16 protein-coding genes and 1 pseudogene are annotated in these 12,879 nt (G+C 39.7%); 11 read left to right on the forward strand and 6 right to left on the reverse strand.

Annotated features, from left to right (window positions below; all coding sequences use genetic code 11):
- Both BP896_RS03130 and BP896_RS03135 read left to right on the forward strand, forming a co-directional pair.
- A pseudogene (locus tag BP896_RS03130) lies at positions 1 to 253 on the forward strand (2-oxoacid:ferredoxin oxidoreductase subunit beta); the annotation flags it as partial.
- Positions 254 to 368: 115 nt separating this feature from the next.
- Positions 369 to 842, forward strand: a complete 474-nt coding sequence (locus BP896_RS03135; RefSeq protein ID WP_291765535.1) for a PaREP1 family protein — start codon at positions 369 to 371, stop codon at positions 840 to 842.
- Positions 843 to 892: 50 nt separating this feature from the next.
- On the opposite strand, the gene uppS is transcribed toward BP896_RS03135, so the two are convergent.
- A complete protein-coding gene (gene uppS, locus BP896_RS03140) occupies positions 893 to 1,600 on the reverse strand; it encodes a polyprenyl diphosphate synthase (RefSeq protein ID WP_349681923.1) in 708 nt (235 codons plus the stop codon).
- A 234-nt stretch (positions 1,601 to 1,834) separates the two neighbouring features.
- On the opposite strand from uppS, the gene BP896_RS03145 reads away from it, so the two are divergent.
- A complete protein-coding gene (locus BP896_RS03145; protein ID WP_291765537.1) occupies positions 1,835 to 2,101 on the forward strand; it encodes a zf-TFIIB domain-containing protein in 267 nt (88 codons plus the stop codon).
- Between the two features lie 214 nt (positions 2,102 to 2,315).
- On the opposite strand, the gene BP896_RS03150 is transcribed toward BP896_RS03145, so the two are convergent.
- Positions 2,316 to 3,269, reverse strand: a complete 954-nt coding sequence (locus tag BP896_RS03150; RefSeq protein ID WP_291765538.1) for an MBL fold metallo-hydrolase — start codon at positions 3,267 to 3,269, stop codon at positions 2,316 to 2,318.
- Positions 3,270 to 3,859: 590 nt separating this feature from the next.
- Between BP896_RS03150 and BP896_RS03155 the strand changes: the two genes are divergently transcribed.
- Positions 3,860 to 4,048: a TrmB family transcriptional regulator gene (locus tag BP896_RS03155; protein ID WP_291765539.1), complete on the forward strand. Its 189-nt coding sequence runs from the start codon at positions 3,860 to 3,862 to the stop codon at positions 4,046 to 4,048.
- 52 nt (positions 4,049 to 4,100) lie between these two features.
- Here the strand turns inward: BP896_RS03155 and BP896_RS03160 are convergent, their stop codons facing one another.
- Positions 4,101 to 4,451, reverse strand: coding sequence for a 30S ribosomal protein S25e (locus BP896_RS03160; protein WP_291765541.1), 351 nt, complete (start codon positions 4,449 to 4,451; stop codon positions 4,101 to 4,103).
- 106 nt (positions 4,452 to 4,557) lie between these two features.
- On the opposite strand from BP896_RS03160, the gene BP896_RS03165 reads away from it, so the two are divergent.
- The 3 genes from BP896_RS03165 (at position 4,558) to BP896_RS03175 (ending at position 7,456) form a co-directional block, all read left to right on the forward strand.
- Positions 4,558 to 5,286 carry a hypothetical protein gene (locus BP896_RS03165; RefSeq protein WP_291765543.1) on the forward strand — a complete coding sequence of 243 codons (729 nt, stop codon included), beginning with the start codon at positions 4,558 to 4,560 and terminating at the stop codon, positions 5,284 to 5,286.
- A 180-nt stretch (positions 5,287 to 5,466) separates the two neighbouring features.
- Positions 5,467 to 6,420, forward strand: a complete 954-nt coding sequence (locus BP896_RS03170; protein WP_291765545.1) for a D-2-hydroxyacid dehydrogenase — start codon at positions 5,467 to 5,469, stop codon at positions 6,418 to 6,420.
- Positions 6,413 to 7,456 carry a pyridoxal-phosphate-dependent aminotransferase family protein gene (locus BP896_RS03175; protein ID WP_291765547.1) on the forward strand — a complete coding sequence of 348 codons (1,044 nt, stop codon included), beginning with the start codon at positions 6,413 to 6,415 and terminating at the stop codon, positions 7,454 to 7,456. Before BP896_RS03170 ends, BP896_RS03175 begins: the two co-directional genes overlap by 8 nt.
- Before the next feature lie 278 nt (positions 7,457 to 7,734).
- Here BP896_RS03175 and BP896_RS03180 read toward each other — a convergent pair whose 3' ends face one another.
- On the reverse strand, positions 7,735 to 8,682 hold the full coding sequence (locus tag BP896_RS03180; RefSeq protein ID WP_291765549.1) for an iron-sulfur cluster loop: 948 nt from the start codon (positions 8,680 to 8,682) through the stop codon (positions 7,735 to 7,737).
- 120 nt (positions 8,683 to 8,802) lie between these two features.
- Between BP896_RS03180 and BP896_RS03185 the strand changes: the two genes are divergently transcribed.
- On the forward strand, positions 8,803 to 9,699 hold the full coding sequence (locus BP896_RS03185) for a hypothetical protein (RefSeq protein ID WP_291765551.1): 897 nt from the start codon (positions 8,803 to 8,805) through the stop codon (positions 9,697 to 9,699).
- Here the strand turns inward: BP896_RS03185 and BP896_RS03190 are convergent.
- Together BP896_RS03190 and BP896_RS03195 are read right to left on the reverse strand one after the other, a co-directional pair.
- A complete protein-coding gene (locus BP896_RS03190) occupies positions 9,696 to 10,103 on the reverse strand; it encodes an HIT family protein (RefSeq protein ID WP_291765552.1) in 408 nt (135 codons plus the stop codon). The genes BP896_RS03185 and BP896_RS03190 overlap by 4 nt on opposite strands.
- A 7-nt stretch (positions 10,104 to 10,110) precedes the next feature.
- Positions 10,111 to 11,121: a transcription initiation factor IIB gene (locus tag BP896_RS03195; protein ID WP_291765554.1), complete on the reverse strand. Its 1,011-nt coding sequence runs from the start codon at positions 11,119 to 11,121 to the stop codon at positions 10,111 to 10,113.
- A gap of 689 nt (positions 11,122 to 11,810) precedes the next feature.
- On the opposite strand from BP896_RS03195, the gene BP896_RS03200 reads away from it, so the two are divergent.
- The 3 genes from BP896_RS03200 to BP896_RS03210 all read left to right on the forward strand — a co-directional run.
- Positions 11,811 to 12,047, forward strand: a complete 237-nt coding sequence (locus BP896_RS03200; protein ID WP_291765557.1) for a zinc ribbon domain-containing protein — start codon at positions 11,811 to 11,813, stop codon at positions 12,045 to 12,047.
- Between the two features lie 88 nt (positions 12,048 to 12,135).
- Positions 12,136 to 12,378 (forward strand): hypothetical protein, encoded by a 243-nt coding sequence (locus tag BP896_RS03205; protein ID WP_291765559.1) that lies wholly within the window; start codon positions 12,136 to 12,138, stop codon positions 12,376 to 12,378.
- A 252-nt stretch (positions 12,379 to 12,630) separates the two neighbouring features.
- Positions 12,631 to 12,879, forward strand: a 249-nt coding sequence (locus BP896_RS03210) for a hypothetical protein (RefSeq protein ID WP_291765561.1), incomplete at its 3' end; no start/stop codon positions are given.

The raw sequence follows: 12,879 nt of genomic DNA on the forward strand, positions 1-12,879 counted from the left end.
CCCAACAGTACACAACGAAAAAGAAGTCGAGGAGAAGCTTGTTAAGGCTATTGAAAAGGCTAGGGAACCCATGGATGAAAAGATACCTATAGGGATATTTTACCAGAATGAACTTGTACCAACGTACACCGATAGGGTAGCGTCAAGAATAAGTAACTACCTTGAATTACCGCCAGCTAAGCAGATTATTGAAAAGGATGGCGAATCTTTAACATTGATTGATAAGATACTTGAGAAGAGGAGAGTAATATAGCCCTTAACGTGAATGCTTAATGAGGTTTAAGGCTATTAGAAAATTATGAATATTATGAGTTTTGCTTCAGTGGTTGTGTAAGTAAAGCTTAAGTTATCTTTATTGAGTAAATACCGTGGATTACTTAACTAAGCCTTGGATCGATGCCAATAAATACAGGGAGGGTAGGCTTAAGGAGGCTTTATATGAGTCTGAGTTAGCTGAGAAATTTATGGAGAATGGGTTATTGAGGAATGCTGCTGGTAAGGCCTTTCAGGCTGTTAAGGCTTACCTAGCTGCCATTGCCTTGGATAATAGGGGGATTTTAGTAAATCACTTTAAGGGTAGGAAGAGAATTGGCTTAAAGGAGGTTGAGAGGGTTGATTGGATCATAGCTACCATGCCTACCTCTAGGATGAAGGAAGTAGCATCATTAATTGGGGATAAGGAGCTTGAATTAATGGTTGAGAAGGCACTTGATTTACATGAATTCCAATACAATGGTTATGATAAAGATGCTGAGGTTTCCCGTTATACTAATGAACTCATTGTTAAAAAGGATGTGGAGGATATTATATTATTCATTAGAAGTAGGTTAGTTAAGAATTAAAGTTCTTCGAATGGATACTTGGTTCTCACTTAACCTAATTAATGATGAATTCACTTACCGAATTTCCTCTCAATACTCGCATAGTACTTTAGCGCATTCTGGAAGTCCTCTCTACTGAAGTCAGGCCAGTATTTATCAAGGAAATATAATTCAGCGTAAATGGATTCTAGTGGAAAGAAGTTACTTAACCTCTTCTCACCCCCAGTTCTAATTACTAGGTCTATGAATGGGTTAGGTAGGAAGCTTGTTGGCAGCAGTTTAATTAATTCATCATCATTAATGAATCTACCAACTTTGGTGATTGCTGTGTTAATTAAATCCACAATGGATTGGTAGCCACCATAGACTACCGCTAGGTTAAGGAAGTGGGAATTATACATCTCGGTGGCTGTCATAGTCTTAATGGCTTCATCAACAACATATAGCGGCAGATTCCTCCATCTGCCTATTAAAGTAACCTTAACCTTATTATCATGTATCCTTGGATCCTCCCTAGCCTTCTTAAGCTTCCTAATGAGTAGCTCATATAGGATCCTCTTCTCCATCTCGCTTCTGTTTATAAAATTCTCATAGGATAAGATATAGACTGTGACTGACTGAATATTATTATCAAGCGCCCACTCTAAAACCTCCTCAACTTTATCCGACCCAATTAAGTAAGCCGTATATATATCCATGCCATGAGCCATTGCCCACCTTCTATTGCCATCTGGTATGATCCCAATATGATTTGGCAAGCGCATAGTATTATTTGCCATATCTTTGCTCGATATCTAGCAGTTCAATTTATAAAAATTACTGCATGATAAAGATCATGCATTAATTTTTATATACATATATATAATACTTGAAGTGAGATCATAATTTAATGATACTTTATACAATGTTAAGTAGACTTTACTCAGAGTGAGGTAATAAATCCTAGCCTAGATTAAAAGTATGATGTATATGATTGGCGAAGCATTTATTAACTAGAAGCCAGCTTCTATATTATGAAGTTTTGCCCTAAGTGCGGAACAGCAATGGTCCCAGTGAAGAAAGGGAATACAACATACTTGAAGTGCCCTAAGTGCGGGTATGAGGAGAAGGTTAATAAGAGGGATAGAAAGTCTTTCGTAGAGAGAAGTGTTGTTGAGGAGAATAAGCGCGTTAAAGTGCCTATAGTTGAGAATAAGAGTAGCTCAGAGGAGGAGATTGATGAGGACTACCGCAAGCAGCTCCTGGATAATTTACTGGAAATGGGGGAAGATTTTGATTAGTATATCTCCATTTAATGCAGCATAATTCTACCATCATGGTAATAAATGTATATTAAATTAATGAGGAACCACACCTAGCAGTAGATTAAGCTATAATACCTGGACTTAGTATTAATGATTATTCCCCCATAATAGTAATGGTAAATTCAAGATGTATCTAAAAATTTAAATAATTCAAGATGTATTATTGTTGGGCGAATGATACTGCATGTAGTTAAATTAATGTATTATTAGGTATGGGGTATGAGTTTAAGCCGTATTCAAGTCTTAAATATCTGGCTAATTTCTCACTATGGCCATAAATAGTGTAAATTCTCTTTGCCCTTGAGTTCACTGCAAAGTTAACTAACCCATTAAAGTCACTATGGCTGCTTAACTGAATGTGAATATGCCTCCTAATCCATCCTCCAGGGGCACCACCTGTTACTAATGCTATTACTGAGTCATTTTCTGGTTGAATCCTTGGGGGTATATCGGCGACTATGATGTCACCATTATTGGGTAGAGTTCCTGAACTCAGTAGTATTCTGTTGAGTGAATGTACATTCTTATCCATTGCAACATCGAATCCATTATCAATAAGTAGCTTATATAATTCCTGCCCCTTACCAAGCGCAAAACCTGAAAGCACTAACTTAAATCCCCTCTTTATTGTCCTTTCCGCTAAATCAATTATATCATTATATATATCATCACGCGGTTCAAAGTGAAAACTTGGGTCTCCATAAGTGCTTTCAATTACTAATATGTCCACATCAGGGTAAGGTTCAGCCCCCTTAAGTATGATGCTGTCCTCAACATTCATATCGCCGGTTAATAATATTGAACCAAGTTTAAATTCAATTAAGTACATTAAACTACCTATCACATGACCTGCATTTAATGGCACTACACTGAAATCATCGAAGACTATTGGCCTATTAGGATATGCAACAGTTACACCAGCTCCAAGCCTTAATCCTCTGAACTCCCTGAGTATCCTTAAAGTTTCACCACTCATTATTACCCTTCTAGCCTTAGATATGTGGCTTGTATAATGATCACTATGGCCATGAGTTATTAGTACTGCATCATAGTTATCTATGAATCTACGTGTAGGATCTACGAGTATACTATGGCCACAGCATGAGACTTCAATTCCGCCAAACCTCCTAATGACGCTAATCATCTTAGTTTAGTTAACATTAACTAATTTAATTACTTTTCCTATTACTGAACCGAGATAAAGCCGCTTCCCATCTTTTAGGGATTTTATTTAGCATTAGAGGATAGGGTGTTTAAGTACCCTCAATGTGGTTTAGTTATTGATAGGAATTTGAATACTGCTAAATATTCTTAGGCGTGGGGGCTGGCCCGACTGCCTGTGGAGCTCCACCAATACCCTTCATGGTTAAGGGGCAAGGTGAAGCAATGAGGCAGGAAGCTCCATCCTTAAGGAGTGGGTAGCTCACTGGGGTACTAATCTGGGTTTCTAAATTAAAGGATATTTTAAAGGCAGTAATGCAATTAATTGGTAATATTTAAATATAATTCTCTTTCAGTAATATAAGTGATTATTAAGGTATGAAAATATTAATGATTATGCATTAAATTCTTATAATCTGTATTGTAAAAAGAGATTAATTGTAAGGGAAATAAACTTATATTTTAATGGTTATAAGTACTCATAGATCATGCAGATTAAACTGGTATTGCTGAATACACACTATATGCATTGCAGAAATCTATAAAAGTAACTAACCTAGATTTAAGTGCAATATGTCGGATGGAATAAAGAAGAAGATATTAGACTACTTAACTCAAAATAAGGGTAAGGAGTTAACCGTTGAGGATGTGGCTAAGGCTGTTGGTGAGCAAAGGCTTAATGTTGTGAAGGCTCAGTTAACTAGGTTAGCTAAGGAAGGTAGGGTTCAGAAGGTTGCTGAGGGTAAGTATAAGGTTCCGTAAAAATATTGATGGATGTTTTTCAATTAAACTCAATTATGTTTTTTAACTGTGTTTAAGCTAAACCCAGCTTCTTAGCCCTATCAACAGGGGTATAAACATTCATCCTATGGCTCCTCGACACTAACACTAATTCACCCCTCTTCATTAAATCATTAAGTACTCTTGATGCAGCCCCCATCTTAAGCCCATACTTTGAGGATATTAGGTAAGTTGTTACGTATTCCATTTTTTGAACATCCTTAGCTATCTGATCATATAATTCAGCGGGCACTGTAGCTACAATCTTCTTAACAGATTCCTCAGACGCCTTACCCTTCCCCTTACCTTTCTTCTCAGCCTGCTCCTTCTCCTTGCTTTCCTTTTTGGCTAATTGGGAAATAGTGGGCTTCTTCTTACCTCCCATGCTTAAGTTAATGGGATCAGGCTTTATAAACATTAACAGATAACTCGTAGTGTTCACTTAGGGTCATGAACATAGGTTAATTAAGGGTTCTGGCTCCAGTTAGTTAATGCTTCTGGCGGTTTCCTCGCCTTCAACAGAGGCGCATGTAGTCTCAGTGAGTAGGGTTGTTTCCGCATTATTGGTTAAGGAAGGTAGGTTTGAGAATGTTGCTATCCCAATACCTAAGGAATTATTAACAATAGTAATTAAATTAACATTATCATCAGGTAAGGGGGCTGCAGTTGAGTTTCTAAGGGGTAGTCTAGGTAATGCTTGGCTGGTTACTCATTCACCATTAATAGACTTAATAATCATGCTCTACAGGGAGTACCCGTGGGTAAACTTGATTTCAAGTAGCCCAAGCCTAAATGATCAAAGAAGAATAAGTAGGATTGCGGTGGATATGGTTACCTTAACGGCTAAATCAGCTTTAACTGGAATTAAGATTGATGATTGGGTTAAGTTACATAGACAGGCTGTTGAAACCCTTGATAAGCCCAGAACATATCCACCTAACTCAATCGTAGTGTCAATAGGGTATGTTAATTACCTTAAGGTGAGGAATGCCGCTGATGATGTTATCGTGGTTAGTGAGCTTAAACCAACCCCCACTGAATTATTCTATATATATAGGGGTGATTATGATGATAGGTTTAGGGATATTGTTAAGTGGGTTATAAGGTACTTAAGCGATATAGTACCATCATCAAGGAACCTAACAGAAGCTTACATAGCAATAACACGTAATAGGGAGTATCTTAGCTTTGTAAGATCCTTAACCCCCTTATCCAATTAATGTAGCATAATTTATTCTTTATAATTCATATTATGAATTATTATTAGGCATAATTAATGAAATAATGAGGCTAAGTATACAATTGATGAATAATATGTAGATTACTTACTGGTAAGGCTCGTTTAAGGCTGGGTAACGCTTAAAAATATAGCTAAGCAACCCCCCTATGGATAGGCAGGAATGGGTTGGGAATCCGGAATCCAATATAAGGCACTAATAACAGATAAGGTTGATGAACGCCTCATAAGTAGGTTAAGTGAAGTAGGTGTGGTGGTTGATTATAAGCCTGGTATACAATATGATGAGCTCCTTAAGATTATTGAAAACTATGACCTATTAATAGTTAGGAGTAGAACCAAGGTTACGAGGGAGGTTATAGATAGGGGTGCATCATTAAAGATCATTGCTAGGGCTGGTGTTGGTTTAGATAATATTGACGTCGATTACGCACTTAAGAGGGGGTTAACTATAATTAATTCACCTAAAGCAGCCACCTATTCAGCAGCTGAATTAACCTTAACCCTAATGTTGATTATATCGAGGAACATTCACCTTCACCTAATTGATGTTAAAAATGGTAAGTGGAGTAAGGGCCTTTACCATGGAATTGAGCTTAGGGGTAAGACACTTGGTGTAGTTGGTTTCGGCAGAATAGGTAGGACGGTTGCGAGTTACGCTAAGGCATTAGGCATGAGAATACTTGCAGCTGATGTGGTGGATGTATCAAAATATGCTGAGGAGCTTGGAGCAAGCGTAGTTAGCCTTAATGAACTCCTTTCACGTAGTGACGTGGTTACACTTCATGTTGCATTAAATAGGGAAACATACCACATGCTTAATGATGATAGGCTTAAGTTAATTAAAGATAATTCTATAATAATTAATACAAGTAGAGGTGAGGTTATAGATACTAAGGTTCTTCTCAATCACTTAGATAGATTATGGGGCGTTGGCCTTGATGTGCTTGAGCATGAACCACCTAGGGAGGATTGGGAAATTAAGCTTATTCAGCATCCAAAGGTAATAGTCACGCCGCACATAGGTGCGGAAACCATTGATGCTCAGGGAAGGATTGTTGATGAATTGGTCTCAAACATACAGGAAGCCTTAGAGAGGGTGAGGAACCATGGTTAAGTACTTAACTCCTGGCCCGGTTCAATTACCACTAAGGATTATTGAGGCCTACGCTAAACAACCGATGTTTCATAGGGGTAGGGAGTTCAGTGAACTGTATAGTGATGTAATTAACCAGTTAGGTAGAATATTCAGAGGCTATACTGTAAGCATACTGCCCGGCACAGGTACATTCGCTGTTGATGTAATGGTTTATAACTTCATTAAACCAGGTGATGAGGTTCTAGTGCCCATTAACGGTGAGTTCGGGGAAAGGCTTGCCCAATCAGTGGAATCAAGAGGTGCTGTGGTTAAGAGGATTTATACTGAACCAGGTGAGTCAATATGCGACCATATTGAGGAATTAAACGTTAAGGTTAAGGCATTAGCCATGGTTCATAATGAGACAAGCATGGGGGTTGCTAACCGGTGCATTAATGATGTGGCTAAAGTAATTCATGATAATGGTGGAATACTGCTTGTTGACAGTGTCTCAGGTATTCCAGCTGAACCACTCAATAATGATGCTGATGTAGTAGCCACAGCCACTCATAAGGCGCTACTAGCCCCACCGGGAGGCTCAATAGTGGCCTTTAAGGACGCTGGTTTAATCACAAATTACCCTAAGCCACCCTCAATGGACTTAGGTAATTACCTCAAGTATAGTGCAAGGCTAGAGACGCCCTACACGCCTCCAATTAACATACTTTATGCACTTAGGGAATCGCTAAGGTATATACTCGATGAGGTTGGTTTAGAGAAGTATGTGGCAATTCATGATGAAAGAATAAGACTGCTTTACAATGAACTTAGCAACATAGGCTTTAAGCCTGTCCCCATTAACCCCAATGATAGGAGTAGGACAGTAACAGCCTTCTATAGTCCAATAAACCCAGCTAAGGTTACTGATTACCTTAAGCAAAATGGTTACGTCATAAGTGGTGGTATGTGGCGTATAAGGGAGAGGAGCATAAGGATAGGGGTTATGGGTGACGTAACACTAGATGACTTAAGGAGAGTGGTGGAATTACTTAAGGCATTGGCTAATCAGCGTTAACTTAAGTCCCATTAAGTAACCGAGAATTAACCTGAAAAGTTGCCTACTCCATATGCGGTTATTAACGGCTTTTTTAAAAACCTTATCATTAATAATTAACTGGAGAGAACCACGATGAGCCCAATGATTAATTGCGAGGGAGAGGAAGGTTCTTGGTAAAGCTTCCCGCGCCGTGGCTGGGTAGGTTCCCAAACCTAGGCACTGGGGGAGAGGAGCGATGAAGCTGAGTAACTAGTAGCCCATTAAAAAATGACTACTAGTTACGATGAAGCCGAACTCTAGTACCAGTAGGTTGGGTAAAATTGATGTTCATTAATGAAGATTCCGCTCCTATATGCATTACACACGTCCCTTAACTGGCATTTACTGCAGTCAGGCTTATCTCGGATGCAGATTGATCTACCAAGGTTCCATAGATAATCATCCAGTGAGAAGGCATCAATACGTGAATTCATTGATACTATTTTCCATGAGTCCCTAATCAAACTCCTTAGGTTAACATCATCCCTGGGGGTGAAGGGTATGTTATTATTAATCAGGTTAATGGATCTTTGACTTAATTCAACTAAGCCAAGTCTAATAGCAATCCTGGTTAAGTGGTTATCAACAGCCACTTGGGCATTATTAACATCCGTGAACCTAATTATACCTCTACCATGAAGAAACTTAGCCAGTAGATACGTCTTCTTCCCCACAGGATCAGTGTAGGCGGTGAAGTTCATCATTAATTCAATTAAGCCGCCTGGGCCAAGTAATCTTCCACCAGTGGATCTTAGGGCATTCAACGCGGAGTTACTGAATAGTGAAGTTACCTTAATGCCTAAATCCGAAAGTAAGAATGCCCTAACCCCATAATCCCATACATCACCTAACCAATCCTTAACATCACTGGGCTTTAACCTAGCTAATCTACTGGGGGTGAAGAATGATTCATCCTCCCTAAGCTTATCAGCCCCCAACCTCCAAAGTAGGTCTGAGCCAACGTACCTCTTACCGTTAATTGTGGCTTCATAGGGGTGCCCAGGTATGTTGAGCCTATGGTCAATAGCGACCATGGCCATGAAGTACATGGCTTGGATCTCTAGGTCCAACTCAGTTGGAGGATAGTAGTCTGGGTTAAGGTAATTATCCTGCATTGGCCTTATGCTACTAATTAAGTTAGCCACCTCAATTGCCTTATCGTAATTTATCCAACCAGTATCATTCCCCACGTAACTTATCTTCATTCCTTAATCCACCTCTTCCATTCTTTAAAGAATTTCCCATGAATTAATCTTTAAGCCTAGTGTTAACTACCATTAAACTTCAGTAAAACACTTATTAGGGATTTTATCCTAAGCTTACATGTGCCTGGTGAAGAAGGTAGGAAGATTGACTTACCTCATAAGTTCATGGAGTTGTCCCCATCAGCTAGAATAATAACCAGTTACCTTCAATTTGAAAGCATGATTAATGGTAGGGAGTATGTTACATTTAATGACATTGTTGAGAACACTGGCCTTAGCCAAAGGGCAGTAAGGGGGGCATTAGGTGAGTTGAAGGCTAAGGGTATTATTGAGGTAATACTTGATGTCTCAAGGGGGAGGAGGTACCTATATAGGTTAATTCCAAGTAACATAAGCATAGTGGAGGAGCAGGTTGAAAGCGGCTTATACTTAATTGACATTGGTTTAGGGTTACCATCAATGATGAGTTTCAGGGTTTATAGGGTAATCAGGGCGTCAACAATAGTCTACTACACATCCCACGTACCACAATCATTCCTAGAGTATACTAAGTGTACCTGCGCCCTACTACCACTGGAGGGTACTAAACCAGGGCAGTTGGTTTTCCTAGCAGGTAAGGTAATATCCTCAGGTGGTAGTGCTGCAATAGTTTATGACCAATTATTGGACTGGGAATTACTGGATCAGTACATTAAATTAATTAAGGAGTCTGGGATTGGGCCCATTAGGCCCTTATCCTCTGTTTCACCATTAACATTAGGTATTCAATTACTGATGAGCGGATCCAATGAAACGTTAACCTTCAGGAGGAGTAATATTAGCATTAAGTTAATTAGGGTTAATCCAGGTAATGAGGTAAGGAATGTGAATAAGAGCCTCCTACTTAAGGTTTTTGAAATAAGGAGGATTAATGAACTTGTTGAGATTAGGCAATTAAGCAACCTTAATAACCTATCAAGCGATTACGAGAGGGTTATGGTTATTTATGAACTACTGCCAGAGTACACTGTGGGTTAACTTCCCCAAGCTTTCCTTAAGCGTTCAGCGTATTGAATAGGTGTTTCTGGGATTGGTTTAGTATTGAAGAAAACCTTAATGAAGCTAACATCACCACCCCACCTGGGGACCACGTGGAAGGCGGCATGTGGGTAAGTAATTAATCCAATGTTAAGGCCCTGTGGATGATACACATCCCTTAAAGTAGCCTCAGCCTTCCTAATAAGCCTAAGGGCCCTATACAATTCCTCAATACTTAATTCACTTAAGGGCACATGCCTCCTAGGCACTATGACTACGTGGCCATTATTAAAGGGCTCATCATAGGCATATACCATGAAGCCATCCTCCTCAGCTATTAACAAGTCATTACTTAAATTACAGTACTTGCACAGGGTCTTATACTCAACACCAGGTATCTTCATGGGTGTGTTACTTAATTGGTATCTTTATGTTTAACTCCTTAGCAAGCTCCTTATACCTATTCCTAACCGTAACCTCAGTAACCTGGGCTGCTTGGGCAATTTCCTTCTGGGTTCTAACCTCACCCTTAAGTAATGACGCTATGTAAACAGCCGCGGCGGCTAAGCCAGCTGGATCCTTACCTGCGGTTAAGCCCTTATCCTTAGCCTCCTCAAGAACCCTAATAGCCTCCTTAGCAATATCACCCGGGAGTTTAAGCTGCTCAACTATCTTAGGCACATACTGCCTTGGATCACTTAACGGCAACCTAATCCTAAGCTCCCTGGCAATTAACCTAAAGCACCTAGCAATCTCCTTCCTAGGCGCCCTAGTGTATTGTGAAATCTCATCAAGGCTCCTGGGCATTCCCTGCATTCTACAGGCCATGTGTAGGCAAGCGGCTATAATAGCCTCAACGCTCCTACCCTTAACTAAGCCGCTCTTAAGGACCTGCTTATATACGGCCAGGGCCTCATCCATGCAGGACTTGGGGACACCTAACTGGTGGGCTATCCTATTTAACTCATGAGTAGCCTGAACAAGGTTCCTCTCGTAGCTGGTTTGAACCCTAATCCTCTGCTGCCACTTCTTATACTTAAGAATCTCAAGCTTCTTCTTTAAGTCAGGGGACTTTAATGTTGTCTCAATCCTAGTTACAAGCTCCTCACTGGTAACCCTCTCCAATGGCCCACCGGTCCTAGCCCTATCCTCCTTCTCCTCAGGGGTGAATGCCCTCCACTCCGGTCCGGTATCAAGAATATGCTCCATGAGTACGTAACCGCATGAAGCACACACTATCTGCCCTCGCTCAGCATCCTCAATGAACACAGTATTACCACATATTGGGCACCTTAACTTTTGGCCACTTTGATCAACAAACTCCAGGTTATTACCCTCCCTCCTAAATAGTTTAAACTTCTGTATTATTAACTCCCTCTTGGTTTCATCTTGCTGATTAGAATCCCCCTGTGTGGTGCTCATGTTACCTCCTTTCCACCTAATTAAAACTTTACTTATTTATAAACTTTTCGCATAAAATAAACTACATTAATCTAAGTATTATCCAGCATGATGGCCGGGTGACCCAACCCCCTTCACAGGCCTGCTCACGCAGGGCTCCGGGAGAGGGAACACTAATATTGGGGTACTCCACTTTTTAACGCTATCGGTACCACGGCAATATGGGAGCTGCTAGTGAAGTATCACAATATTTAAATCAGGAGTTTATAAGCAATAAGCTATGTGAAACTATTTTTAGAGGTAGATGACGTGAGCTGATAAGTACATTGGAATGCCACCATTTATAATAGGGGATAGCTATCATAATTATAAAATAGAGGGTTCAAAGGTGCAGAAAACTTTGCGTTTACGGTGGAGATGGATAGTCACCTTTATAGAAATTTAATAAAAAATAACGCAGCGTATTTTAATGCCTGCCGTGGGGTTTGAGGCTTATGGTTGGAGGTGGCGTGCGAATTGTATAATACCCTGCGGTGAGTAGGCGGCATGTATGGGGTTAGGTTCACTAGGAGTGGGCTAGGCAGTTAGCCTTGAGTTGAGGGAGCTGGATGAGGATTATATTGTATTCTCAAGCTGCCTAGAATATTGCAGTTAAGCTCCATGAGGCTGAGGTGAGGTTCCTAAGGGGCTTGAGTAAGAGGTATCTAAGAGTGAGGTCTCATAAGGTGGTTGAGGATATTGAATTCAGTGAATTAAAGAGCATTATCCAGCGGCGATTGGTTAAGCATGGTGAGGAGTTTAGGCTAGTGAACTCAGCAAACACATCGAAAACATGCTCAAGGTGCAGCTACATGAATAATGAATTAGCATTAGGAGATAGAGCCTTCAAATGCCCAACAACCTACAAAACACCACCCAATACCAATACTTCAGTACTGGCAAGGTGAAGCAATGAAGCAGGAAACCCCTCCTTTAAGAGGTTAGTAGTTCACTTCATGCGTGATCTTTTTAAAGTAACTTTAGCGAGTATGGTTTGTGGAAGTTATGATAATTACGGCATCATGGGATGTTAACCTAGGTTTCATTAAGTATCATTGTAAGCGGCTGCTTAATAAGGGTATTCGCTGTAAGTTAACCATGATTAATGATGGTGGTTCCTCAAAGGAGTTACTGATTAAGTACGGTTCAAGGGATGGAATAGTTAAAGTACCTGTGGTGCTTATTTTAAGTGAAAGTGGAGTTAATATTATTGATGTCTATCAATTAGGAAATCTCTGAATAATTTAATTATCCCGCAGAGGAATAGGAATATGCAGCCGAGGGGATTAGATGAATATGTTAAATAATCATTTAAAAATAGGGTTCATCTTAGGATTTGCAGCAGTCTTCCTAGCCCTTATACTCCTCCTAGGCCAATATAGTTTAATTCCAATAGTATTGAACCATAATTGTTCAAGTACATTATTAATGAATATTACGGGTAATGTGTACTTAATTTTAAATAATACGGGGTTTATTAATGCTTCATCAATGATAATTATTTACCAAAACATACCCCAAACCAATATAACCATACCTCAGGAGTATAACTTCATCATGGCACGTTTAAATACAACAAGGTTAGTGTTCCTTAATATTAGGGGTATTGTAATTAATTGCAGTAGCCCTTACTTATTAATAAACCTCTATGCTGTAAGGAGGCCATCATATTACTACCTGGCTTGGATACTAATGTTCATCTTCTTCCTGACTTCAATAGCATTAATTATAATGGGGTAC

This window comes from Caldivirga sp. UBA161 (assembly GCF_002506515.1).
In the GTDB taxonomy this organism is placed as follows: domain Archaea; phylum Thermoproteota; class Thermoprotei; order Thermoproteales; family Thermocladiaceae; genus Caldivirga.